13 protein-coding genes, 1 pseudogene and 2 riboswitches are annotated in these 25,376 nt (G+C 61.7%); of the genes and pseudogenes, 8 read left to right on the top strand and 6 right to left on the bottom strand.

What is annotated here, in order from left to right; translation table 11 throughout:
* Window positions 1-6 precede the first annotated feature (6 nt).
* The gene (locus ACA065_RS17940) at window positions 7-4,806 is read right to left on the bottom strand and encodes a dermonecrotic toxin domain-containing protein (RefSeq protein ID WP_497690850.1); all 4,800 of its coding nucleotides are present in this window, start codon (window positions 4,804-4,806) and stop codon (window positions 7-9) included.
* Between the two features lie 139 nt (window positions 4,807-4,945).
* Window positions 4,946-8,656, bottom strand: a complete 3,711-nt coding sequence (metH, locus tag ACA065_RS17935; protein WP_497690849.1) for a methionine synthase — start codon at window positions 8,654-8,656, stop codon at window positions 4,946-4,948.
* 166 nt (window positions 8,657-8,822) lie between these two features.
* Here metH and ACA065_RS17930 point away from each other — a divergent pair, with 166 nt between their 5' ends.
* The 4 genes and pseudogenes from ACA065_RS17930 (at window position 8,823) to ltrA (ending at window position 14,767) form a co-directional block, all read left to right on the top strand.
* A complete protein-coding gene (locus ACA065_RS17930; RefSeq protein ID WP_497690848.1) occupies window positions 8,823-11,129 on the top strand; it encodes a fatty acid cis/trans isomerase in 2,307 nt (768 codons plus the stop codon).
* Between the two features lie 63 nt (window positions 11,130-11,192).
* Complete coding sequence (locus tag ACA065_RS17925; RefSeq protein WP_497690847.1) at window positions 11,193-12,215, top strand: acyltransferase family protein; 1,023 nt, start codon at window positions 11,193-11,195, stop codon at window positions 12,213-12,215.
* A gap of 59 nt (window positions 12,216-12,274) precedes the next feature.
* Window positions 12,275-12,859, top strand: a complete 585-nt coding sequence (nfuA, locus tag ACA065_RS17920) for a Fe-S biogenesis protein NfuA (protein ID WP_017136914.1) — start codon at window positions 12,275-12,277, stop codon at window positions 12,857-12,859.
* A 484-nt stretch (window positions 12,860-13,343) separates the two neighbouring features.
* Window positions 13,344-14,767 (top strand): annotated as a pseudogene (ltrA, locus tag ACA065_RS17915) (group II intron reverse transcriptase/maturase).
* 136 nt (window positions 14,768-14,903) lie between these two features.
* Here the strand turns inward: ltrA and cobM are convergent.
* The 4 genes from cobM to ACA065_RS17895 all read right to left on the bottom strand — a co-directional run bounded on the left by cobM (window position 14,904) and on the right by ACA065_RS17895 (window position 17,016).
* Entirely contained in the window at window positions 14,904-15,650 is a 747-nt protein-coding gene (gene cobM / locus ACA065_RS17910) for a precorrin-4 C(11)-methyltransferase (RefSeq protein ID WP_497695375.1), read from the bottom strand.
* 69 nt (window positions 15,651-15,719) lie between these two features.
* On the bottom strand, window positions 15,720-16,112 hold the full coding sequence (locus ACA065_RS17905; RefSeq protein WP_497690846.1) for a cobalamin biosynthesis protein: 393 nt from the start codon (window positions 16,110-16,112) through the stop codon (window positions 15,720-15,722).
* A complete protein-coding gene (locus tag ACA065_RS17900) occupies window positions 16,109-16,816 on the bottom strand; it encodes a CbtA family protein (RefSeq protein ID WP_497690845.1) in 708 nt (235 codons plus the stop codon). Before ACA065_RS17900 ends, ACA065_RS17905 begins: the two co-directional genes overlap by 4 nt.
* An 11-nt stretch (window positions 16,817-16,827) precedes the next feature.
* Window positions 16,828-17,016, bottom strand: coding sequence for a CbtB domain-containing protein (locus tag ACA065_RS17895; protein WP_497690844.1), 189 nt, complete (start codon window positions 17,014-17,016; stop codon window positions 16,828-16,830).
* A gap of 98 nt (window positions 17,017-17,114) precedes the next feature.
* Window positions 17,115-17,321, bottom strand: a riboswitch (cobalamin riboswitch).
* A 1,123-nt stretch (window positions 17,322-18,444) separates the two neighbouring features.
* Window positions 18,445-18,644: riboswitch (cobalamin riboswitch) on the top strand.
* A gap of 93 nt (window positions 18,645-18,737) precedes the next feature.
* Here ACA065_RS17895 and cobW point away from each other — a divergent pair.
* From cobW to ACA065_RS17875, 4 genes are read left to right on the top strand one after another with little or no spacing between them, the layout of a single operon-like run.
* Window positions 18,738-19,805: a cobalamin biosynthesis protein CobW gene (cobW, locus tag ACA065_RS17890; protein ID WP_497690843.1), complete on the top strand. Its 1,068-nt coding sequence runs from the start codon at window positions 18,738-18,740 to the stop codon at window positions 19,803-19,805.
* A gap of 3 nt (window positions 19,806-19,808) precedes the next feature.
* A complete protein-coding gene (gene cobN / locus ACA065_RS17885) occupies window positions 19,809-23,570 on the top strand; it encodes a cobaltochelatase subunit CobN (protein ID WP_497690842.1) in 3,762 nt (1,253 codons plus the stop codon).
* Between the two features lie 49 nt (window positions 23,571-23,619).
* Window positions 23,620-24,618 carry a magnesium chelatase ATPase subunit I gene (locus ACA065_RS17880; protein WP_497690841.1) on the top strand — a complete coding sequence of 333 codons (999 nt, stop codon included), beginning with the start codon at window positions 23,620-23,622 and terminating at the stop codon, window positions 24,616-24,618.
* A gap of 53 nt (window positions 24,619-24,671) precedes the next feature.
* Window positions 24,672-25,289 (top strand): vWA domain-containing protein, encoded by a 618-nt coding sequence (locus tag ACA065_RS17875; RefSeq protein ID WP_497695374.1) that lies wholly within the window; start codon window positions 24,672-24,674, stop codon window positions 25,287-25,289.
* Window positions 25,290-25,376: the final 87 nt, after the last annotated feature.

The raw sequence follows: 25,376 nt of genomic DNA, 5'->3' as shown, positions 1-25,376 counted from the left end.
TTTCACTTAGGCGCGAGGCGGTTCCAGGCCCAGGAACAATTTCTGATCCAGGGGTGGTTTGATCGTGGCTTTATCCAGATCGACCACGGCGCGGTTGTCTGCCACCGCGTTTTCGATCAGTTGTTTGCGTGTCAAAAAGCGCTGCGCCGGCAGTTTCAAGTGAGCAAAGCTGTGTTGCGCTGCCGGCGTTTCGACGCTGGGGTAATGGAAATGCGCATACCACAACACGTTCAGCGTATTTTTTTCGCGCACGGCGTATTCGGTCAAAAAGTCACCGGCCGCCAGCGGGGTGCGGCTGCTGACCAGGTTGATGTCAACCAGGCCATGGCGCCACAGATAGTCAATGTTGTGAGCCTTGGGCAGTTGTTGCTTGTAGCCTTCGCCGCACATCTCGTGGGCCAGTTTGCGGGCGGCGGACGCTGCGTCACTGTAGGTGGCGATCAAGTCGACGGCGTCGGCGTGGGTGGCGTGGTCGCGTCTGATTTCGTTGATCAGGGCATCGATTTTGTCCGCATGCTGGGTCAACATGTTTTCCCAGTCCAGCGGGGTGACGGTCTCGCGCCGCGTGGGGTCGAGGAGTTTGCGTTGTTGGCTGCGTATCATGCGTTCGATTCGAGCCCTTTCGGCGAACACCGTTTCTGCGCTGCGTTTAATCGTGTTCAACGAACGCGTTACCAAGGCTTTCGGCGGGATGACCGGTGCAGCTGGGGTAACTTCAACCCATACACCTTCATCGGTGTGTTCGAGGTAGGAGGCCACGGTGTTTCCGGTGAGTGGGTCGGTGATGTCGACAAAGTTGCCGGGCGCCCCTGACTGGGTAGGGCGCAAATCCCCCACCAGCGTTTTCTTGTTGCGTGTCTTGATCACTCTGCGAGTGGCCGGTTTCGCCCGAGCGGGGAGACTCGCGCTGGGTGGTTGAGCAAATCCCTCCTGCGTGAGGATCAGGTCGGCCAACTGGGCTTCCAGGCTGGTACGGGCGTCAACAAGGTGTTCCAGGAGCGGTGTTTGATATTCTCCTCGCAAAAAGCCGGAGCCCATTTCAGTCAATGAATTGAATGCGTTCCCCAATGCTTCATATCGTTCTAGGACGTACGAGAGCACGTCAATCTGTTCGCGCGCTGAGTAGCCACGGGTGGTACGCATTTCTGTATGCGCCAGTAAGCTAGCGCTGGTTCCGGGGGCGCCGAGTTCAGCCGTGAAATAAGCCTCCTCCACGGTTCGCGGGGTATAGGCACGATTCACGACGAGTTCGAAAAGAAGTGTCAGTGCCTGTTGTTTCAGGGCGACCGAGGAGATGTGTTGATAATCGGGATAGAGTTCTAATAGAAGCTTGCGCAGTTCCGGGTCCGCCTGCTTGAGGGCGGTTTCAATTTTTTCTGCCGGCTCGATCATTTGCTTGGCCGTTTCAAATTGTCGCTTTTTGATGTGGGTGTATGCCTCGTAGGTGTGCGTGACGCCTTCGGACAGTTCTCGCCTGGCCCGTGTCTCAACTTCCTCGACGGTTTCACCGTAATCGGTGACATAGGTATCGGCAAATTTTTTGTGTGCGACGGCATAGAGCTTTCCCCAGTACGCATAGACGGTTCTTGTGGATAAATCCCGCATTTTTTTGAATTTCGGGCTGGTTCTATCCAGATCCATCATTTCAGCCGACTTCGTTTTGATCTGCTCCATCACGGAATTGTAGGGCTGGGCGTTTTCCCGGTACTTTTCGAAGGCGGTGTTCCATTGCTCAGTAGCCTTCACTACCTCAAGGCGCCTCTGCTCATGGCGCTCAGTGATCCTGGCATGCAGTTCTGGATACTTGACCGAGGAGCCTAGTCTCAGCCAATCCTCTCGCAGGGCTCTTTGCTGGTCGCTTAATCGATCAGCGCAACTGTCAAGCGCGTCGTTGAGCCGAAGCGAATTGTTCGCCAATCGCACGTACTCGGTATTTAGGCTGTGCAAATTTCTATTTAGCGCGGCGATCTGATCCCGGCGTTCTCGCTGCCACTTATCCAGCTTTTCCCTGGGCATGCCACCTTCCAGCCGGGCCTTGCGCTCCAGCCGCCAATGCCCTTGAGCATCGCTGGCCAGCTTGAAACCAGGGTGCAGCGGGCGTTGCGGGTCCACCAGGTAAACCTCACCGAAACCCGGCACCACACTCACCTGGAACAACAGCCCGCCAAGGCTGGCGTGCCAGGTTTGGCCGATGCGGTACAGCCCCTTGAGCGGGCCGCTGGCCTCGGCAGGCGGCAAGGTATCGGGCCACGGCACGTGGACGTCGAGCAACGCCTTGAGCAACTTCGCACTCGCATGGGGGCTGGCCAGCGAGCGGCCGAAATCCAGCGCGGTGTGGCCTGTGGCCGGTGGCTCACCGGGCAGCGCCACGGCGCCATGGCGAATCAGCGACGTGCTGGGCTGAGGCGGTCGACCTGCAGGATGGTGCCAGGAGGCCAGCCGCAGGGCGGTTTCCTCGGCAGCCGGGCGCGCCAGGGGCCGGTGGCTTCGGGTGGAGGGCGTGGCTGCGTGCAACAACAGCATGGCGGTATTGAGCAGCAGATCAATCAGTGCCAGCTCGCGCGTGGTTGGATCGCTGCTGTCCAGGCCCGCCAAGTCCTGCTCCAGGCTACTGATCAGCACCACAAACCAACCGGCCAACATGGCGGGGCCGCGTACCAGTGGCAACAACAGGCTGTTGAACAACAGCCCGGCGCCCTCCATCACAATGGCCCAGCGGCTTTCGTGGTTGGACACCGACTCGCGATCCGCCAGGTCGACCATGGCCCGTGCCGTGCTGCCAAACAAGTGGCTGAGCAATTGGCCGTTGACTTGCGATTGCAGCCATTCTTCGGCGCCTTCGTCGACGGCCAGTGTTGCGGGTGCTGGCTTTTCAGGGGCGGCAAATTCATCGCCCGGCAGGAAGCGAATGATGTGCGGCTCTTTGAACCCACCACGGTCGTAAATGGGCCGCGCGGTTTCGCTCAGCCAGGTCAGCACGCTGGTTTGCAGCTCGCCGGGGCTGGCGAGTGCTTCGAGCAGGGCCTGGCGTGTCGGGAATTGATGCAAGGCATCGGCATACAACGGTCGATACAGCACGTGCGGGCCTAGGCTGGCGTCGCGCGGCTCGATCAAAAAGACGTTGTTGACAGCGTCAGGCGTGGCCCCGGCCTTGCGGCACAGGGCCAGTGGGCGCAGGACGATTTCCTGGCCGTCGACGACCCTGTCTGCGGGTGTCTCGCCCATCAGGGCTTTGACATAACGGTAGCCGGTGGTGGTGACCCCGTGCTGCTGCCTGATCGCGTATTCCAATGCCCGCGTCGGCAACTGCACCTTGAGTTCACGGGTAAACAGTTTTTCCCGTCGACGTGCGTCGACGGTGTCGGACAGCAACAACGCTTTGATCTTCTGCGGATAGGCCGTGCCAATGTCGACACGCTGGACCAAGCCCTGGCTGCCCAGCACGTAGTCTTCGCTCAGCCAGTTCGGCAGTGTCCCGGCGCTTTTGGACGACAGCGTAAGCGTGCCTTTAGGTTTGCCGGCCAGGTTCTTCACCGCCAGCTCCGTCAGCGACAGCCGTGCATGCTCGATGATGCCGGCACCGCCTGGGTAACCGGCCGCCACGGCGAAGTCGAGTACCACATCGTCGGGGTCGTGATCACCGTGGTCGGCCTGCATCTGTTTGCGCAATGCGTTGCGGCTGAAGGCATGGATGTTTTCAATGCCCTCATTGAACGAGCGGCCCTGGTTGAGGCGCAGCACCTGGGCCATGTCCTGCAGGTGGCGATGGTAGGCAAAGCGCTCATTGGCAGGGGCTTGCCTGAGCCACTGCGGGAGTTTTTCGTCGACCTTTTGCAGGTGCGTGGGGGCGGCCACGCTGATTGGCGTAAACAGCAGTGCCGGGTCTGTGAGTGTGTCCAGGATCTGGTCAAGTGCTGCTTCGCTGTGCCCCTGATACGCCAGCGTTTCCAGGTCTTCGAGTTGCTGATTGAGAATAAGCCCGGCCTGTTGTTCAAACACGTTGCCGTCTGGCTCATTGCGCCGCCACGTCAGGCTGTCGAACTGGAACTGCTCCTGCATTCGGGCGCCCCAGGCCTCGCCGAAGGCGTCCAGGGATTCAAATGCCTCGATGGCCCCGGCCGCGCTGCACAACAGCACCTGTTTATCGCGCACCAGCAACAGGTCGGGCGTCAACAGGCACACGTCCTTGCCGGCTTTGGCCAGCGTGGTTTCAATGAAGTAGGCATAGGTGGTTGGCGTGGAGCGGGGCAGGCGCTCGACGCGCACCGGCCAGGCTGCAGTGGTGGCCAGCATGTCCCTTTGGATGTCGCTCAGGTCCGAGCGGCCGGCTGCCGCTGCGGTCATCTGACCGTTGAGAAACTCGCCAAGCCATTGCCAGCGACTGCTGCCGTGGCTGTCCGTTTCGCTCCAGTAGCTGGCCAGGTCAGCCTGGAAATGCAGGTAAAGCGAGCCGGGCAGTTCATCGATGATCTGCGCGATCACCTGCATATCGATGTCGGCCAGGCGGCTGTCGGGCATGGGTGACAGGTAGTACGGCAGGCCGTTCTGGGGTTGCAGGTCGAGCAGGCGCGGGTTCAGGGTGTGGGCCACCGCGACACTGATCAACAGTGGGAAGGCATAGCTGCCGTCGGGCGTGGGGCTGGCAAGCTTGAGCGTGAGCAGGTCCAGTTTCAGACGCGGATAGTGCTCCCGGATACCGCCGAGCAGTGCCTTGAACACCACTGAAAACAAGGCCGGGCGAGTAGCGAAATGGGCATGGATGGCTTGGGCGGGTAACGGGCTCAGGGCCGTGGGTAGATCGGGCATGACGAAATCCTGTTTTCTGTGGGTACCCCGGTGCTGGGTGAGCTGCCGGGTCAGCGGACCGCTGATCGGTCCTGCACAGAAAAAAGGATTTCGTGGTTACGGGGGCGGCATTGGGATACCGCAACACGTACCCAAGTGTTTAGTTGTCATACCCCAAGTTAGGTGCCAGCCAGCGCTCGGTCACGTTCAGGTCCTGGGCCTTGCGCGCGGTGTAGCTGTGCACTTGGTCCTTGTCGACCTTGCCCACGGCAAAGTACTGCGCCTGCGGATGGGCGAAGTACCAGCCGCTGACCGCCGCTGCCGGGAACATCGCGTAATGCTCGGTAAGGAACACGCCGCTACGGCCCGCCTGCATTTCGCGGGCTTCAGGATCCAGCAGTTGGAACAGCTGGGCTTTCTCGGTGTGATCAGGGCACGCCGGGTAACCCGGGGCAGGGCGGATGCCGCTGTATTGCTCCTTGATCAGCGCCTCGTTATCCAGCTGTTCGTCCTTGGCATAACCCCAATGCTCTTTACGCACTTGCTGGTGCAGCCATTCGGCGCAGGCTTCGGCCAGGCGGTCGGCCAGGGCCTTGACCATGATCGAGTTGTAGTCGTCGCCCGCATCCTGATAGGCCTTGGCCACTTCTTCGGCGCCGATACCGGCGGTGGTGATAAAACCGCCGATGTAGTCGGTCACGCCGCTGTCTTTTGGCGCAACGAAGTCGGCCAGGGAGAAGTTCGGCTTGCCGTCGGTCTTGATGATCTGCTGGCGCAAATGATGCAGCTTGGCAATCGGCTGGCCGTCGTCGCCGTAGACTTCCAGGTCATCGTCCTGCACCTGGTTGGTCGGCCAGAAACCGAACACCGCACGGGCGCTGATGAGTTTTTCGTCGATCAGCTTCTTGAGCATTTCCTGGGCGTCGGCATACAGCGCGGTGGCGGCTTCACCGACCACTTCGTCTTCGAGGATGCGCGGGAATTTGCCGGCCAGGTCCCAGGAGATAAAGAACGGCGTCCAGTCGATGTACTCGGCCAGCACCTTGAGGTCGATATTGTCCAGCACCTTGGCACCGGTAAAGGTCGGCTTGACCGGCGTGTAGCTGCTCCAGTCGAACTGCGGCTTCTTGGCGATGGCGGCCGGGTAGCTCAGGCGTTCGGTGCGGGCGCTGCGGTTGGCCGTACGCTCGCGCACGTCGATGTATTCCAGGCGGGTTTTTTCGACAAAACCGGCCTTCAATTCCTTGGACAGCAACTGCGTGGCTACGCCCACCGCACGCGAGGCGTCGGTCACGTAGATCACCGCGTCATTGCTGTACTTCGGTTCGATCTTCACCGCCGTGTGTGCCTTCGAGGTGGTGGCGCCACCGATCATCAACGGCAGGTGGAAGTCCTGGCGCTGCATCTCGCGGGCCACGTGGACCATCTCGTCCAGTGACGGCGTGATCAGCCCGGACAGCCCGATGATGTCGCACTTCTGTTCCTTGGCCACCTGCAGGATTTTCTCCGCCGGCACCATTACGCCCAGGTCGACAATGTCATAGCCGTTGCAACCCAGCACCACGCCAACGATGTTCTTGCCGATGTCGTGCACGTCGCCTTTCACGGTGGCCATCAGGATCTTGCCCTTGGCTTCCGGCTTGTCGCCTTTTTCCAGTTCGATGAACGGGATCAAGTGGGCCACGGCCTGCTTCATCACCCGGGCGGATTTCACCACTTGCGGCAGGAACATTTTACCGGCGCCGAACAGGTCGCCGACGATGTTCATGCCGGACATCAGCGGGCCTTCGATCACTTCGATCGGGCGGCTGAACGACTGGCGGGACTCTTCGGTGTCTTCAACGATGTGCGTGGTGATGCCCTTGACCAGCGCATGTTCCAGGCGCTTGTTCACCGGCCAGCCGCGCCATTCTTCGGTCTCGGCTTCTTTGACGCTGCCGTCGCCTTTGTACTTGTCAGCGATGGCGAGGAGGGCGTCGGTGCCTTCCGGCGTGCGGTTGAGCACCACGTCTTCTACGGCGTCGCGCAGTTCGGTTGGGATCTGGTCGTAGATCTCCAACTGGCCGGCGTTGACGATGCCCATGGTCAGGCCATTGCGGATCGCATACAGCAGGAACACCGAGTGAATCGCCTCACGCACTGGGTTGTTGCCCCGGAACGAGAACGACACGTTGGACACGCCGCCCGAGGTCAGCGCATACGGCAGTTCGTCGCGAATGTAGGCGCAGGCGTTGATGAAGTCGACCGCGTAGTTGTTGTGCTCCTCGATACCGGTGGCGACCGCGAAGATGTTCGGGTCGAAGATGATGTCTTCCGGCGGGAAGCCGACTTCATTGACCAGGATGTCGTAGGAGCGTTTGCAGATCTCTTTTTTGCGCGCTTCGGTATCGGCCTGGCCGGCTTCATCGAAGGCCATCACCACCACGGCGGCGCCGTAGCGTTTGCACAGCTTGGCGTGATGAATGAACTGCTCGACACCTTCCTTCATGCTGATGGAGTTGACGATGCCCTTGCCCTGGATGCATTTGAGGCCGGCTTCGATCACTTCCCACTTGGAGGAGTCGATCATGATCGGTACGCGGGAGATGTCCGGCTCGCCGGCAATCAGATTGAGGAAGGTCACCATGGCCTTCTTCGAATCGAGCATGCCCTCGTCCATGTTGATGTCGATCACCTGGGCGCCGGCTTCCACCTGCTGCAGGGCGACTTCCAGGGCTTCGGTGTAGTTGTCTTCACGGATCAGGCGGGCGAACTTGGCCGAGCCGGTGATGTTGGTGCGCTCGCCGACGTTGACGAACAACGAGCTGCGATCAATCGTGAACGGTTCCAGGCCCGACAAGCGGCAGGCCTTGGGGATGTCCGGGATTGGGCGCGGCGCATAACCGGCCACGGCCTTGGCGATGGCTTCAATGTGGCCCGGCGTGGTGCCGCAGCAGCCGCCGACAATGTTGAGGAAGCCGCTTTGGGCGAACTCTTCGATGACCTTGGCGGTTTGCGACGGCAGTTCGTCGTACTCGCCGAATTCGTTGGGCAGGCCGGCGTTCGGGTGCGCGGAAACGTGGGTGTTGGCCTTGTTCGACAGCTCTTCCAGGTACGGGCGCAACTCGCTGGCGCCCAGGGCGCAGTTAAGGCCCACGGACAGCGGCTTGGCGTGGCTGACGGAGTTCCAGAACGCTTCGGTGGTCTGGCCCGACAGGGTACGGCCGGAGGCATCGGTGATGGTGCCGGAGATCATGATCGGCAGTTCGACATTCAGTTCTTCAAACACGCCTTGCACGGCGAAGATTGCTGCCTTGGCGTTGAGCGTGTCGAAAATGGTCTCGATCAGGATCAGGTCGGCGCCGCCCTCGATCAGGCCTTTGGTGGCTTCGGTGTAGTTTTCCACCAGCTCATCAAAGGTCACGTTGCGGTAGCCAGGGTTGTTTACATCGGGCGACAGCGAGCAGGTGCGGCTGGTAGGGCCGAGCACACCGGCGACAAAACGCGGCTTGGCCGGGTTTTCCAGGGTCTTGGCGTCGGCGACCTTGCGCGCCAGTCGCGCGCCTTCTACGTTTAATTCGTAGGCGAGTTCTTCCATGCCGTAATCGGCCATGGAAATGCGCGTGGCATTGAAGGTGTTGGTTTCCAGAATGTCGGCGCCGGCATCCAGGTAGGCCTTTTCGATGCCGCCGATCACGTCTGGGCGGGTAATCACCAGCAGGTCATTGTTGCCCTTGACGTCACTCGGCCAGTCGGCAAAACGTTTGCCACGATAATCCTGCTCTTCGAGCTTGTAGCTCTGAATCATCGTGCCCATACCGCCGTCGAGGATCAGGATGCGTTCCTTGAGGGCTTGGTGAAGGGCGTGCAGACGAGCGCTACGATCGGGCATGGGACTACTCTGGTCAGGCATTTCGGAGGGGCTGAATCATAGCAAACCTGTGCCGATTTAGAGCATGCCCAGGTTTTGCATGAATATCGTTCATGTTGGTGGTGGTCATGGCCCGGTAGAATCGCCGGCAATTAGCGATCGCACGCATTGAATCGGGACCGGATACATGTCACTTCGCCTTATCGTCAGCGCCGTACTGGCCTTGATTGCCAGTGCTGCCCAGGCAGACGCATTACCGGCCAACAGTTCCGCACCGGCACTCTCTTATACACGCGACATTCAACCGATCTTCACCGAAAAGTGCGTGGCCTGCCACGCCTGCTACGACTCCGCGTGCCAACTCAACCTGGGCAGTGCCGAAGGCGCGGCCCGTGGCGCCACCAAGGTGCCCGTCTACGACGGCGAACGCAGCCAGGCCACGCCCACCACCCGCTTGTTCTATGACGCCTTCGGCCAGCAAGCCTGGCAGCAGAAGGGCTTTTATTCGGTGCTGGACGCCCAAGGCAGCCAGGCTGCGTTGATGGCGCGCATGCTGGAGTTGGGCCATAACGCGCCGCTTGAACCGAACGCCAAGCTGCCCGACGAGATCATGCTGGGCCTGAACCGCGAGAACCTGTGCGCCATGCCCGGCGAGTTCAATGCCTACGCCGGTGCCCACCCCAAGGAAGGCATGCCGCTGGCAGTCACCGGCCTGACCGACCAGCAATACCAGACGCTGCAGCGCTGGCTGGCCTCCGGCGCGCCGATTGATGAGCAAGGCCTGGCACCCAGCGCCAAGGAAGCCTTGCAGGTGCAACAATGGGAAAACCTGTTCAACCAGCCGGGCGCCCGCGAAAGCCTGGTGGCGCGCTGGTTGTACGAGCATTTGTTCCTGGCGCACATCTACTTCGAGGACGGCGAGCCGGGGCACTTTTTCCAGTGGGTGCGTTCACGCACGCCGAGCGGCCAGCCCATTGACTTGATCGCCACCCGTCGCCCCAACGATGATCCGGGCACCAACGTTTATTACCGCCTGTGGCCGGTGCAGGGCGTGATCGTGCATAAAACCCACATCACGTACCCGTTCAGTGCGGCGAAGATGGCGCGGATCAAAGCGCTGTTCTATGCCGGCGACTGGCAGGTCAACGCGTTGCCGGGCTACGGGCCAGGGCGCCGTGCCAACCCGTTCGAGACGTTCGAAGCGATCCCGGCCAAGGCGCGTTACCAATTCATGCTCGATAACGCCGAATACTTCGTGCGTACCTTTATTCGCGGGCCGGTGTGCCGTGGGCAGATCGCCACGGACGTGATCCGTGACAACTTCTGGACCCTGTTCCAGGACCCGGACCACGACCTCTACATCACCGACGCGCGTTACCGTGGCCAGGCCACGCCGTTGCTGGCGATGCCGGGGCAGAACGATGACGTGGGCAGCGTGCTCAGCCTGTGGCTGGCCTATCGCGATAAGCGCAACAGATACGAAGCCTTGCGCCGTGACAGCTATGCTGACTTGCCGCCGCCGAGCTGGTCGAGCGTGTGGGCCGGTAATGACAACGCCCTGTTGAGCATTTTCCGCCATTTCGACAGCGCGTCGGTGACCAAAGGCTTGATCGGCGAGGTGCCGCAGACAATGTGGCTGTTCGACTATCCGCTGCTGGAGCGCACCTATTACCAGTTGGCAGTGAATTTCGACGTGTTCGGCAACGTGTCGCACCAGGCCCAGACCCGCCTTTACTTCGACCTGATCCGCAATGGTGCCGAGCAGAACTTTCTGCGTTTGATGCCGGCGGATACCCGCGACGACTTCATGGACGATTGGTACCAGAACAGCGGCAAACTCAAGCTCTGGCTGGACTATGAAGCGATTGATGATGACACGCCGAGCGGGCTGCCTCTGGACGAGAAGGATCCGAAACGCGATTTTGCCAATCAGTTGCTGACCCGCTACGGTGACCTGAACGCCAGCCCGGACCCGATCAACCGCTGTACCGGGGCCTATTGCTCGCGCGATGGGATTGAGCCGGCGTTGCAGGATGCGGAGCAGGCCTTGAGCCGCCTGACGTCACGCCCGGCAGCGGGGCTCAAGGTGATTGGCCAATTGCCTGAGGCCACCTTGCTGCGGGTCGAAACGGCCAACGGTCAGCGGGTGGTTTACAGCATGCTGCGCAACCGCGCCCACAGTAACGTCGCGTTTTTGCTGGGTGAGGCTTATCGCTATCAGCCGGGGTTGGACACGGTGACGATCTATCCGGGCGTGCTGAGCAGCTATCCGAATTTCATGTTCAACCTCCCGGCGCAGGATGTGCCGGCGTTTGTCGCGGCGATGGAAAATGCCAAGGACGCCAAGCGCTTCGAGAAGATTGTGGATCGGTGGGGTGTGCGCCGCAGCCATCCGCTGTTCTGGCAGTACTTCCATGACATGTCGCAGTACATCCACGAAACCACGCCGCTGGAAGAAGGCGTGCTGGACATGAACCGCTACGAGAATCTTTGATCGACCTTTGGTCGTCCGCCATGGTCCCAGCTTCATGTAGATGAGTTGGGAGAGTGGCGGACGATGTTGATCTCGGTACAGGCGCTGCGCGCTCTGGCGGCCTGGACGGTGGTAGGGCACCACTTCATGCAGATTTTTTTCGGCTTCAAGGCTGACACCGCTTTGGGGCGGTTGTTTGTCGAAAAGGGCGCGGCGGGCGTGGATGTGTTTTTCGTCATCAGTGGCCTGGTGATCTTCCTGTCTACCCAAGACAAGGACCTGCCGCCCTGGCGCTTCTTGTTGTACCGCCTGTTGCGCATCGTGCCAGCCTATTGGTTCTACACCCTGCTGATGGCGTTGCTGGTAGTGGTCGCCCGACCGATGTTGCCGGACCAGAGCGTCGATGCTGCCCATCTGTTGATGTCGCTGATGTTTATCCCTTCCGAGAACCCCGGTGGTTATGGGGTGTACCCGACCCTCAACGTCGGCTGGACGCTAAACTACGAGATGCTTTTTTACCTGCTGTTTGCGTGGGCCTTGTTGTTTCGTCGGCAGTGGCGACTGTTGGTGGTGGCGGCGTTGCTGTTTGCAGTCTGCGAGGCCTGGACCTCGTTCGGCTGGATCAGTGAGTTTTATCGCTCGGACATCGTCGTCGAATTTCTGATGGGTATCGGCATCGGCATGCTCTACCGCAAGGGCTGGATTCGGCCTGGGTTGTGGCTGCCGCTGCTGGGGATCGCCGCTGCGCTGCTGGCGATTTATCATTGGCCGGCATCACCGCGCGCCCTGACGTGGGGCCTGCCCAGCGCGGTGCTGGTGGTGGCGTGCATCGCTCTGGAGCGGTTCTTCGCCAACAATCGGCTGCTCAAAGTACTCGGGGACTGTTCCTATTCGGTGTATTTGCTGCACGTGCTGGTGCTGTCGGCCGGTGGCTATATGGCCCAACGCTACGGCCTGAACCCTTACGCGGTGCTGGCCGTGTGCGTTGCTGTGATCGGCCTGGGCGCCCTGGGCAGCTACCGCTGGCTGGAGCAGGGCAGTTATCGGTTGCTCAAAGGGTGGTTCGACGGCGACGAGCGGCCAAGTTTATCCCGACAAAAATACTAGGACTTTGTATCTCGGTAATAATTTGGCGTAAACTGCGGGCAAGCCTGTGAGGAGTTTCCATGACTGCCATAACCATTACCGACGCCGCCCACGATTACCTGGCTGACCTGCTGTCCAAGCAGAACACCCCAGGTATCGGTATCCGCGTCTTCATCACCCAGCCTGGCACCCAATACGCCGAGACTTGCATTGCCTACTGCAAGCCCGGGGAAGAGAAACCTGAAGACACCGCCCTGGGGCTGAAAAGCTTCACCGCGTACATCGACAACTTCAGCGAAGCCTTCCTCGACGACGCTGTGGTCGATTACGCCACCGACCGCATGGGCGGCCAGTTGACCATCAAGGCGCCCAACGCCAAGGTGCCGAACGTCAACGCCGACAGCCCGGTCAACGAGCGCATCAACTACTACCTGCAAACCGAGATCAACCCAGGGCTGGCCAGCCACGGCGGTCAGGTCAGCTTGATCGACGTGGTGGAAGACGGCATCGCCGTGCTCAAGTTCGGCGGCGGTTGCCAAGGCTGCGGCCAGGCGGACGTGACCTTGCGTGAAGGCATCGAGCGTACCTTGCTCGAGCGCATTCCCGAGCTCAAGGGCGTACGTGACGTGACCGACCACACGCAGAAAGAAAATGCCTACTACTGAGTAAGGTGTTCACTGCGAACAAAAAAACGGCGCCCCGTGAGCGCCGTTTTTTTATGTGCGCCAGGCATGGCGCGTTGCGCGAAGCGCAACCAGCTTGGCTGTGGTGGCCTCGCTGGTGACTTGGAGGTGAAAGTCCTCTACACACCCGGCAAGGGGAAGTGTTAGCCAGAGGCAAGGGTGTCGCGGGTGACTGCGAATCTGAAGGAAGCCCGAGGCAAAATGCTGGCCTGACGAACAGGAAGCGGATAGAGGCGGCGTAGCGGGGTAAGACGGCATAAATCGTTAAAGCCCAATACTTGCACGGAACGCTACGACGTATATCCGACAGGCATAAGCAGGAAGGTCGCGCGAATTACCCTGGGAGATCTGTAGGTTTGCCACTGTGCTACCGGCGTCGAGAGGCGACGGGATGAGCCTGCAGAAGTCAGCCGAGGCCGTAGTAAGTGGCGAAAAAAAAACCACGCCACCAAGGGCCGAACAGGTTATGCCGCCAGTAGGCGTCAGAGTCTCGTCGAATGTCGAAAAAGCAGAAATCTCTCCATAAGAGGGCTGTAACCCCAAGTCCCGGACGGAATCCGAGGCTTGCGGCTGGCAGTGCGCAGACATCGGCGGCGTCTGTGACGTGGACGAACGCGGAGCCGGACACGCTGATGGCGCGGGTGCTTGCACCCGCCAACCTCAAGCGTGCGTATCAACGCGTAGTCAGCAACAAGGGCGCACCGGGTGCCGATGGCATGACGGTCGACCAGTTGGCGGGCCACGTGAAACAGTATTGGCCGACCCTCAAGGCAAGGCTGCTGGCCGGCGAGTATCACCCGCAAGGTGTACGCGCTGTCGAAATTCCCAAACCTAAGGGTGGAACACGCCAATTGGGCATTCCTAATGTCGTGGATCGCCTGATCCAGCAGGCGCTGCTACAACAGCTCTCGCCGATCTTCGACCCTCTGTTCTCGGACTACAGCTACGGTTTTCGTCCGGGCAGAAGCGCCCATCAAGCCATCGAAACCGCTCGCGGCCATGTGGCGGCGGGTTACCGCTGGTGCGTGGAACTTGATCTTGAGAAGTTCTTTGATCGAGTGAATCACGACGTGTTGATGGCCAAAGTTGAGCGTCATGTCGAAGACAAACGCGTACTCAGACTGATCCGCCGTTACCTTGAAGCGGGAGTTATGTCGGGCGGGATCGCCAGCCGACGGCAGGAAGGGACGCCGCAAGGCGGCCCGCTCTCGCCGTTGCTGTCGAACATCCTGCTCAACGAACTCGACCGGGAGTTGGAGCGGCGGGGCCATCGCTTCGTTCGTTATGCCGACGATGCGAACATTTATGTACGTAGTCTCCGTGCAGGCGAACGAGTGCTGGCCGGAGTTGAGCGTTTCCTGAATCAGCGTCTGAAACTGACGCTGAATCGGGAAAAGAGCCACGTGGCACGGCCATGGGTTTGCGATTACCTGGGTTACGGGATGAGCTGGCATCAACAGCCGAGGCTAAGAGTGGCAACGATGAGCCTGGGCCGCTTGCGTGATCGACTCAGAGTTCTTCTGCGCGGAGCGCGGGGTTGCAAGATGGTCAGGACTATCGAGCGAATAAACCCTGTTTTGCGCGGTTGGGCGGGCTACTTCAAGCTGAGTCAGGGCAAAAAAGGCCCTCGAAAAGTTGGACGGCTGGGTGCGGCATAAACTTCGGTGTGTCTTGTGGCGCCAATGGAAACGGCCCTCCACGAGGGCGCGTAACCTAATACGCTTGGGGCTCACTGAAGATCGCGCCTGTAAATCTGCCTTTAACGGTCGAGGCCCATGGTGGAACTCGGGAGCGTCACACATGAATCAGGCGTTGCCGAAGAAACTGTGGGACAGACTCGGGCTGGTCTCAATACTGGACACGATAAACCGGCTTAACCGCATAACCTGAACCGCCGTATACGGAACCGTACGTACGGTGGTGTGAGAGGACGGCGGATGTGAATCCGCCTCCTACTCTATGCTTTAAAATCAGTGTTTTGTAAGGTGTTTCTGCCAAAGAAGATCAACTGTGGGAGCGCATTTCTTCAGGGGCGGTAGAGGTGCGCGTGGCCTGCACGGTACAGCGAGGACTCGCTGAAGCTGTCATTCGCCAGCACCCGCCCGACTACGATCAGCGCCGTACGCCGAAAACCTTTGGCCGTTACCTTTTCGGCAATATCACTCAGCGTACCGACCACCCAATCCTGATCCGGCCACGTCGCCCGGTGCACCACGGCAATCGGGCAATCCGCGCCGTAGTGCGGCAACAGCTCTGCGACGATCTTCTCCAGGTGGTTAACCCCCAAGTGAATCGCCATGGTCGTGCCGTGACGCGCCAAGCTGTCGAAATCCTCACCGGCGGGCATGCTGGTTTTGTCGGCATAGCGGGTCAGGATTACGCTCTGGGCGATATCCGGCAGGGTCAGCTCTGTCTCCAGCAACGCCGCGCAGGCCGCCACCGCCGTGACGCCCGGGATGATCTGGAACGGTATGCCCAACTCACGCAAGCAGCGAATCTGCTCGCCAATCGCCCCATACAGGCTTGGGTCACCGGAGTGCACGCGTGCCACGTCCTGGCCTTTGGCGTGGGCTGCCTTGATCAGCTCAATGATCTGTTCCAAGTGCAGCTCGGCACTGTTGACCACCTGTTCCGCCTGATGACCTTCCAATACCGCTGCCGGCACCAAAGAGCCCGCATAGATGATCACCGGGCAACTGCGGATCAACCGCTGGCCTTTGACGGTGATCAATTCCGGGTCGCCGGGGCCTGCGCCGATGAAGTAGACGGTCATGGAGAATTCCTGCTGAAAACGGGCGAGCATGAAGAATGCTCATGATCGAGAAGGGCGATTATCCGGTTTTTAGTCCGCGCAGGCTAATGCAAAGGTGGCTTGGGCGACTTTTTTGCGCGTGATCAGCAGGCGGGCAGGGGCCTGTGAGAGCTGTTCAGCCAGGGCCAGTGCGGCGCTTTCGGCGACGCCATAACAGCCGGTGTGGGCAAACGCGACCTCGGATTTGTGGCTGAGGTGCGGTTCAAATACCGCCAATTGCGTTGCGCTGAAACACTGCAGCGGCAAATTCAACACCTGCGCCAGGGCGAGCAACCCCGGCTCATTACTCTTGCGGTCGATACTCGCCAGCGCGGTGATGCGATGGCGCTCGACGCCGCCCTCGGCGAGGGCGGCGTCAAACAGGCCCAGCAGGGTGTGAACATCACAGCCCCGCTGGCAGCCCAGGCCGACCACCAAGGTCATGCCGAGTATTGATCGTCGCGGTTGCGGCGAAACAGCCAGGCGCTGATCAGGCCCAGGGCCAGCCAGAAGGCAACGTTGGTCAGTTGCGAAGCGATTTTGAACTGTGCCTCCAGCGCTTGCGGCGCCAGCATTGAATGCACTTCAGGCTGCGGCGCACCCACCACATGCGGCACGGCCAGGATCGCCACGCCCAAGACTTTGAGCAGCCAGTTGCGGCCAAACACCAACAGTGCGATACCAGCCGCTGTGGACGCCGCGGTGCCGATCCACCAGATCTGGCGCTGTGCCAGGTCGGCGGCAGCGGTGCCCGGCAACTCCGGTGGCAGGCCCAGGGTCGGTGCCAGCACAAACGTCGCGTAACCGGCCAAGCCCCAGAGCAACCCTTGAGCCGTGCGGGTTGGCGCGCGCAAGGTGTAGAGACCGGCGAGCATCAGGGCAAAACCGACCGCCACCACCAGGTTGCCGCCGGTGGTCGATAGCACGCGCTGCCAGCCGTCTTCCGGCTCCCAGGCTTCGGCGTCGTGGGTGTGAGCGGCAGCGCCTTGCGCATGTTCATGGGGCATTACTTCGGCAGCCGCCGGGGCCTTCTCAAAGGTTTCTGCCTGCAAAATCAGCGGGGCGACCCAGAAGCTTTGCAGCAGGGTCAGCAGCAGGGCGGCCAGCAAGCCGGTGAAACCTGCGGTTTGGGCGATACGCTTGATCATGTCGGCAGGTCTCAGTGGCACGGGAACGCGGCGCTGTGGCGGGTATCGTGGGCGGCGTTATGCACGGCCTCGATATGCGAGAAACCGGCGAAATACACCAGGCACGCGCCCAGGATCGACGCGCCGATGGCGGCGGTCAGGCGTTGGCTCAGGGTGGCGGTGCTACTGGCGGTGTGCGAGGTGCTGCTGGTGATCGACATGGCGCGTCCCTTCTGGGTGTCAGGGTGAAACGAGCGCATGAAAACCCCGCGAGCCGGGCACGCAGGGTTTTGAACAGCGCCCGCCCACCGCGGGTTTGTTATCTGAATTTTTTCGGGCCGGTCTCCGGGCTTGCGAGGGACACTGGGTCTTAAAAACATCGCCTTCCCATGCCGTACAGGCACAGTGGATCTGACGTTTCACTCGCTTACCGTTGCGGGGGCAGCACCGGAATTCTTATGTGTAGGCATAAGGCACCGGTTTCCCGTTTCACCCTGTGAAGGGCACCCGAAACAAGGTGTGTAGGAGAGCATGGGGGTGGGAGGGGAGTCAATTGGGATATGTGTTTTTGGGGGGGCGCTTGGTGTGTGTGTACATATCCGTTGCTGCGGTAACGGCCGCTTATGGTTTCGCTCTTACAGCGAGTCACTTTTGGCAAACGCCCCAAAAGTAACCAAAAGGTCTTTGCCCCACCACTCGGTGCCTCGCCTAGGCTCGGCATGCCCGCACTCCGGCCCGGTTCCGCGGGTCGCCGCGATGGGCCATCCCTGGCCCAGCGCGGCTAAACCGGCATCCTTGCCGGTTTACCCGCTCCACCGTGCCTACGTGCGGCCATCGTGGTTAACGGGGCCTGTCAGATCAAGATCAAGATCAAGATCAAAATCTACAGCACGGCGGCCTAGTAGCCGACCTGAGTGGTTGAAGCAAAAGCAGGGCAACAGCAGAGCAAAAACAGATCAGAAGCAGAGCTGCTTTTCTGTGGGAGCTGGCTTGCCTGCGATGCGGACATCTCGGTAAATCAGTGAGACACAGTTGATGCCTTCGCAGGCAAGCCAGCTCCCACCTTTGACCGAGTACACACATCTACCAGTTGTACTGAGCTCAAAATGTGGGAGCGGGCTTGCTCGCGAATGCGGTGGGCCATTCACCAGGTGCATCAACTGACACACCGCCATCGGGAGCAAGCCGAACCGTCGCACCGCCCCTCCCACATTTAACCGAGGTCGGCTGTCAGGCCGCCTTGGCTTTGCTTTTGATTCAACCACTCAGGTCGGCTACTAGGCCGCCGTGCTGTAGATTTTGATCTTGATCTTGATCTTAGGCGCCCCGTTAAACCACGCTGGCCGAACGCAGGCTTTGGAGCGGGGGTAAACCGGCAGGACGCCGGTTTAGCCGCGCTGGGCCAAGGATGGCCCATCGCGGCGGCCCCCGCTCCAAAGCCTGCGTGAGGGCACACCGAGCCGGAGGCGAGGTGCCGAGTGGTGGGGCAAGAGCCCTTTTGGTTACTTTTGGGGCTCTTTTCCAAAAGTGACCCGCTGTAAGAGCGGAACCATAGGCCGCCGTTACCGCAGCAACGGATATGTACACCAACCAACCAGACAACCAACCAACCAACCCAACCCCATCATTGACCATCCCCCACGCACTGCGTAGCCTTGCACCTTCGAGGTTCTTCGGCCCACGCCGAAGCTAAGAAGGGAACGCGGTCCAAGCCGCGGCTGCCCCCGCAACTGTAAAGGGTTCAGCTGTCTGCCACGCCACTGCCAATACGGCGGGAAGGCGCAGCCAGCGCCGGTCGCAAGACCCACAAACCCCAAGCCAGGAGACCTGCCTCGCAACCGATTTTCTACTTCAACCGGGCGGGGTGATCCGGTGACGAAATCCGCTTCTGCGCACCGCCGCAGGGCCTATCGTCCCGTATGCCCGCCCCAAAGGGCATCCGATGAAAACACTGGCCAAACTCCCCGTCACCATCGTTACCGGCTTTCTCGGCTCGGGCAAAACCACCTTGCTGCGCCATATGCTCGACAACGCCCAGGGCCGTCGCATCGCCGTGATCGTCAACGAGTTCGGCGAGCTGGGCATCGACGGCGAAATCCTCAAACAGTGCTCCATCGGTTGCACCGAAGAAGAAGCCAACGGCCGCGTATACGAACTGGCCAACGGCTGCCTGTGCTGCACCGTGCAAGAAGAATTCTTCCCGGTGATGCGCGAATTGGTCGCCCGTCGCGGCGACCTCGACCATATCCTCATCGAAACCTCGGGCCTGGCCCTGCCAAAACCTCTGGTGCAAGCCTTCCAGTGGCCGGAAATCCGCAGCGCCTGCACGGTGGACGCAGTGATCACCGTGGTCGACAGCCCGGCCGTGGCCGCTGGCACCTTCGCCGCCTTCCCGGACCAGGTTGACGCCCAGCGCAAGCTCGACCCAAACCTGGACCACGAGTCGCCGCTGCACGAGCTGTTCGCCGACCAACTGGCCAGCGCCGACCTGGTGATCCTCAACAAAGCCGACCTGATCAGCCCTGAAGACCTGGCCCGCGTGCGCCTGGAAGTCGCCGAAGAGCTGCCGCCAGCGGTGAAAATCGTCGAAGCCAGCAGCGGTCGCCTGCCGTTGGACGTGCTGATCGGCCTGGGCGCCGGCTCCGAAGAACACATCGACGGCCGCCACAGCCACCACGATCATCACCACGACGATGAAGGCGAGCATGACCACGATCACGACGCCTTCGACTCCATCTCCATCGACCTGCCGCAAGCCGACGAAGCGCTGCTGCTCGACGCCTTGACTCAACTGGTAGTGCAACACGGCATCCTGCGCGTCAAAGGTTTTGCGGCAATCCCGAACAAGCCGATGCGCCTGTTGATCCAGGGCGTGGGCACGCGTTTCGACAAGCACTTCGACCGTGCCTGGGGCACCGACGAAGCGCGCATCACGCGTCTGGTGCTGATCGGCCAGGAGCTGGACGCGGCGGGCCTCGAAGCGCAACTGCGCGCCGCCCTCAGCGTTTAACCCATGCACCTGCTCAGGACCCAGCCCGGTGGTTTCGTCTCCGACGACAATATTGCCGACTTAGGCCAAACCCCCGCTGAACTGGTGATCCTGTGCAGCGGCGACTCCAGCCTGGCGTTGCTCGCCGAGGCGGCCCAGCAGCTGCCCGACGATTACCCAAGCGTTCGCCTGGCCAACCCGATGCAGGTGCAAAACCATGCCTCGGTCGACCTGTACGTGGATGAGGTGTTGCGCCACGCCAAGGTCATCCTGATTTCGCTGCACGGCGGGATCGGTTATTGGCGCTACGGCATTGAGCGCTTGGTGGAGTTGGCTGAGCGCGGCGTGCAACTGATCCTGGTGCCGGGTGATGACCGCCCGGACCCGGAACTCAGTAGCTTGAGCACCGTGGGCGTGCAAGAACGTGACCGCCTCTGGCACTTCCTGCGCCAGGGCGGCCTGGGCAACGCGCTGGATTTTTATCGCTGCCTGGCCAGCACTTACCTGGGCCGCGACTACGCCTGGGCCGAGCCGCAAACCCTGCCGCGCACCGCGATTTACCACCCGCACAACGCCAGCGCGCGCCTGAATGATTGGCAGGCGGATTGGAACGCCGATTGGCCCGTGGCAGCGGTGCTGTTCTACCGCTCGCATTTGCAGGCGGCCAATACCGGTTTTATCGACGTGTTCTGCCAACGCTTGCAGGCGGCGGGTCTCAACCCATTGCCGATGGCGGTGGCCAGTTTGAAAGAGCCCGGCTGCCTGACGGTGGTCGAGGACCTGTTGGATGAAGTGCAGGCGGCGGTGATTCTGAACACCACCGGCTTCGCCCAGTCCAGCCCCGAAGCGCCGCATTTGCGCCCGTTTCGCCGCAATATCCCGGTGATCCAGGCGATTTGCGCCCAGGACAACCAGCCCGGCTGGGAAGCCAGCGAACAAGGCCTCGGCCCGCGTGATTTGGCGATGCACATCGCCTTGCCGGAGCTGGACGGGCGCATCATCAGCCGCCCGATCAGCTTCAAGGACCTGGCCTGGCGCAGCGAGCGCAGCCAGTCCGACGTGGTGTGCTACCGCGCTGCGCCCGAGCGCATGGATTTCGTCGCGGAGCTGGCACGCCGTTGGGTCGAACTGGCGCGGGTGCCGAATGCGCACAAACGAATCGCACTGATCCTCGCCAACTACCCGACCCGCGACGGCCGCATCGGCAACGGCGTGGGCCTGGACACGCCCGCAGCGGCGCTGAATATCCTGCGCGCGCTGCAAGCTGAAGGTTACCCGGTGCCAACTGAGTTGCCCGACAGCGGCACCGCCCTGATCCACGAACTGCTCGGCGGCGTGACCAACGATCTCGACAGCCTCGACCTGCGCCCGTGTCAGCAAAGCCTGGGCCTGGACGACTACGAGGCGATGTTCCAGCGCCTGCCCGAAGCCAACCGCCAAGCCGTATTGGAGCGCTGGGGCGCCCCGCACAACGACCCGATGTGCCGCGATGGCCGCATGATGATCGCCGGCCTGCGCCTGGGGCTGACCTTTGTCGGCATCCAGCCGGCGCGCGGTTATCAGGTGGACCACAGCGCGGTGTACCACGACCCGGACCTGGTGCCGCCCCACGGCTATCTGGCGTTTTACTTCTGGTTGCGCCACACCTATGGCGCCCACGGAGTGATCCACGTGGGCAAACACGGCAACCTTGAATGGCTGCCGGGCAAAGGCGTGGGCCTGTCGGAAAACTGCTGGCCCGATGCGCTGCTGGGGCCGCTGCCGAATATCTACCCATTTATCGTCAACGACCCGGGCGAGGGCGCCCAGGCCAAGCGCCGTACCCAGGCGGTGATCATTGATCACTTGATGCCGCCGCTGACCCGCGCCGAAACCTACGGGCCGTTGCGTAACCTGGAACTGTTGGCGGACGAATATTACGAGGCGCAGCTGCTCGACCCGCGCCGCGCCCTTGAACTGCAAAAAGACATCCTCAAGCTGGTGCGCGAAACCCGTATCGACCAAGAGCTTGAGCTGGATAACGACGCCGATGCCGCCGTCTGGTTGCCGCGCCTGGACACTTACCTGTGCGACTTGAAGGAGTCGCAGATCCGCGACGGCCTGCATATCTTTGGTGAGTCACCCGAAGGCCGCTTGCGCATCGACACCTTGCTGGCCTTGCTGCGCATCCCGCGGGGCGATGGTCGTGGCCCGCAATCGAGCTTGCTGCGCGTATTGGCCAAGGCGTTTGAACTGGGCTTCGACCCCCTCGACTGTGCCCTGGCCGAGCCCTGGACCGGGCGTCGCCCCGAGGTGTTGCAGCAGATCGATGCGCAGCTCTGGCGCACCGCCGGCGATACTCGCGAGCGCCTGGAGTTGTATGCCGCGCGGTTGATCGAGCAGGCGCTGGAAGGGCCGATTGAGCAGCTTGAAGAGCCGGGCTGGCACGACGTGAAGTCGGTCATCGAGAACCTGCGCATTGTCGTCGCGCCGCGCCTGGACGCCTGCGGGCCAGCGGAAATGCGCGGTTTGCTGGATGCCTTGAGCGGTCGCTTCGTACCGGCCGGCCCCAGTGGCGCGCCGAGTCGTGGGCGCCTGGATGTGCTGCCCACCGGGCGTAACTTCTTCAGCGTGGATGTGCGCAATTTGCCCACCACCACCGCCTGGCGCATCGGCTTTCAATCGGCCAGCCTGATCCTTGAGCGGCATTTGCAGGACCATGGCGACCACTTGCGCCAGCTCGGCCTGTCGGTGTGGGGCACGGCCACCATGCGCACCGGCGGCGACGACATCGCCCAGGCCATGGCGCTGATGGGCGTGCGCCCGGTGTGGGCCACGGGCAGCCAGCGGGTGGATGATTTTGAAATCCTGCCGGTCAGCCTGCTCGACCGCCCGCGCGTGGACGTGACGCTGCGCGTGTCCGGGTTTTTTCGCGATGCCTTCGCCAACCTGATCCGCCTGTTCGATGCGGCGGTGCAGGCGGTGGCGGCCCTGGATGAGCCGGATGACATGAACCCGCTGGCCGCCAAGGTGCGCAGTGAACGTGAAGCCCTGCGCCTGTCGGGCCTGGACGAAGAAGCCGCAGCCAAACAAGCCGGCTGGCGCATTTTCGGCGCCAAGCCAGGGGCGTATGGCGCAGGCGTGCAGGGCGCGATTGATGGTCGCCTGTGGCAAAGCCGCGAAGACTTGGCCGAGGTCTACCTGAACTGGGGTGGCTACGCCTACGGTGGTTCCGATGAAGGCACCGCCGCCCGCGAACAGTTCTCCCGGCGCTTGAGCCAGGTGCAGGCAGTGTTGCAGAACCAGGACAACCGCGAGCACGACCTGCTCGATTCCAACGACTACTACCAATTCCAGGGCGGCATGCTCGCCGCCGTGGAAACCCTGAGCGGTGACAAGGCTGCCAGCTACCATGGCGACCATAGCCAGCCAGACCTGCCGAAGATTCGCACCTTGAAGGAAGAGCTGAACCGGGTGATCCGTTCCCGCGCCGCCAACCCCAAGTGGCTCGAAGGCGTGAAGCGGCATGGTTATAAAGGCGCGTTCGAAATGGCCGCGACCGTGGACAACCTGTTCGCGTTCGACGCCACCACCGCGCTGATTGATGATCACCAATACGCCTTGCTCGCCGACGCTTACCTGCTCGACCCTGACACCCGGGCCTTTGTGCAGCAGCACAACCCCGCGGCACTGCGCGACATGACCGAACGCATGCTCGAAGCCCAGCAGCGTGGCCTGTGGCAAGAACCGGGCGCGTATCGCGAGGCATTGGAAAACCTGTTGCTGGACATAGAAGAAGACAGCTGACCGCTCGTTCCCACGCGGGAGCGTGGGAACGATCCATTTAGAGTTGACTATGACTGATATTCCACATTTCCCGCTGTCCGCCGTGGTCGGCGCCGACGAACTGAAACTGGCGCTGTGCCTCACCGCCATCGACCCCAAAATTGGCGGCGTGCTGATCGAAGGCCCACGTGGCATGGCCAAGTCCACCCTGGCGCGAGGCTTGGCGGATCTGCTCGCCAGCGGTCAGTTCGTCACCTTGCCGTTGGGCGCCACCGAAGAACGCCTGGTCGGCACCCTGGACCTGGACGCCGCACTGGGCGAGGGTCGCGCGCAGTTTTCCCCTGGAGTTCTGGCCAAGGCCGATGGCGGCGTGTTGTACGTTGATGAAGTCAATTTACTGCCCGATCATCTGGTTGATCTGCTGCTGGACGTGGCCGCCAGCGGCACCAACCTGATTGAGCGCGATGGCATCTCCCATCGCCACTCGGCGCGTTTTGTGCTGATCGGCACCATGAACCCGGAGGAGGGCGAGTTACGCCCGCAGTTGCTCGACCGCTTCGGCTTCAATGTGGTGTTGAGCGGGCAAACCTTGCCCACCGAGCGTGGGCAAATTATCCGTCGGCGTTTGGATTTCGACAGCGACCCTGCCGCGTTCTGCACGCAGTGGGCCGAGCAACAAGCCGCCTTGCGCGAGCGCTGCACCCAGGCGCGGGCGCGGCTCGACAGCATTGAGCTGGATGACCAGGCCTTGGCGCAGATCACCGAGCGCTGTTTTGCCGCCGGTGTCGATGGCTTGCGCGCCGACCTGGTGTGGTTGCGCGGCGCCCGCGCGCATGCGGCCTGGCGGGGTGCCGCAGCCATCGCCGAGGAAGACATCGAAGCGGTGGCCGAATTTGCCTTGCGTCATCGCCGCCAAGCGCAAACCCCGCCGCCTAGCCCACCCAATCAAGGCCAGCCGCCCAAGCCTTCAGAGACCTCGCCAGGCCAGGGCCAGTGGGGCGACATGCCCGCGCCGGCCTTGCCCACGGGCGCACGCCGGGATGTGCCCACCTGGCCAAAAAAGCCCTAGGCATTCGCCCTCGACCTGACGCGGGGGCGGATGCCCGGCCCAAATCAGGGCGACTGGACAAAGGCAGGCACGGCAAGGCGCGCAGCGCACAGCAAGGCGCGATCAACTGGCCGGGCACCTTGCTCGGCGGCCGGCCGCGAAACCGCGAGGATTTGTTGTACCACCTGCGCAGCCGCGCAGCCCATGAGCTGTGGCTGGTGATTGTGGATGCTTCGGCGTCGACGCGGCGCCATGGCGCATTGACCGACGCCAAAGGCCTGCTCGCCCAGTTGTTCGACGATGCTTACCGGCAACGTGCACGCATGGCGTTACTCACCGCCAGCGGGCAATCGCCCACATGGCACGTGCAGGGCTTGAAGGCCGCAAAAGGCTTGACCGGTTGGCTGGCTCAACTCGGCGCAGGTGGCGGCACGCCGTTGCTGGCGGCATTGTCCGAGGCCGGACAGTGGCTGCAAGCGCGACGCCAGCGTTTTCCCGCCGAGCAGCAGCGTTTGTTGGTGATCACCGATGGGCGGCTCAAGGACATCAGCGGTTTACCGCTGCTCGATTGCCCCGGGCTGCTGGTGGATATCGAACGCGGGCCGATCAAACTGGGGCGAGCGACTCAGCTGGCCCATGAGCTGCACCTGGACTATCGACATATCGACAGCGTGTCGCCGCAACAAAAGTGAACGTTGCCTGATTTGCGCTTGTCCCCGCTTCCCATGTCACCCCCCGCCTGCCAAATCCCTTAATTTTCCAAGCCTGCCGGAAGCCTC

It is taken from the genome of Pseudomonas sp. LBUM1640 (assembly GCF_059716225.1).
Note: the sequence above shows the minus strand (reverse complement) of the source record. Positions and strands in the feature narration are given on the sequence as shown.

Excerpts from the sequence above, each read along its gene's own strand:
- ACA065_RS17925 (WP_497690847.1), top strand. The coding sequence starts at position 11,193 with ATGTTGATCTCGGTACAGGCGCTGCGCGCTCTGGCGGCCTGGACGGTG.
- ACA065_RS17895 (WP_497690844.1), bottom strand. The coding sequence starts at position 17,016 with ATGTCGATCACCAGCAGCACCTCGCACACCGCCAGTAGCACCGCCACC.
- metH (WP_497690849.1), bottom strand. The coding sequence starts at position 8,656 with ATGCCCGATCGTAGCGCTCGTCTGCACGCCCTTCACCAAGCCCTCAAG.
- cobM (WP_497695375.1), bottom strand. The coding sequence starts at position 15,650 with ATGACCGTCTACTTCATCGGCGCAGGCCCCGGCGACCCGGAATTGATC.
- ACA065_RS17880 (WP_497690841.1), top strand. The coding sequence starts at position 23,620 with ATGACTGATATTCCACATTTCCCGCTGTCCGCCGTGGTCGGCGCCGAC.
- ACA065_RS17930 (WP_497690848.1), top strand. The coding sequence starts at position 8,823 with ATGTCACTTCGCCTTATCGTCAGCGCCGTACTGGCCTTGATTGCCAGT.
- cobN (WP_497690842.1), top strand. The coding sequence starts at position 19,809 with ATGCACCTGCTCAGGACCCAGCCCGGTGGTTTCGTCTCCGACGACAAT.
- ACA065_RS17900 (WP_497690845.1), bottom strand. The coding sequence starts at position 16,816 with ATGATCAAGCGTATCGCCCAAACCGCAGGTTTCACCGGCTTGCTGGCC.
- cobW (WP_497690843.1), top strand. The coding sequence starts at position 18,738 with ATGAAAACACTGGCCAAACTCCCCGTCACCATCGTTACCGGCTTTCTC.
- nfuA (WP_017136914.1), top strand. The coding sequence starts at position 12,275 with ATGACTGCCATAACCATTACCGACGCCGCCCACGATTACCTGGCTGAC.
- ACA065_RS17905 (WP_497690846.1), bottom strand. The coding sequence starts at position 16,112 with ATGACCTTGGTGGTCGGCCTGGGCTGCCAGCGGGGCTGTGATGTTCAC.
- ACA065_RS17940 (WP_497690850.1), bottom strand. The coding sequence starts at position 4,806 with ATGCCCGATCTACCCACGGCCCTGAGCCCGTTACCCGCCCAAGCCATC.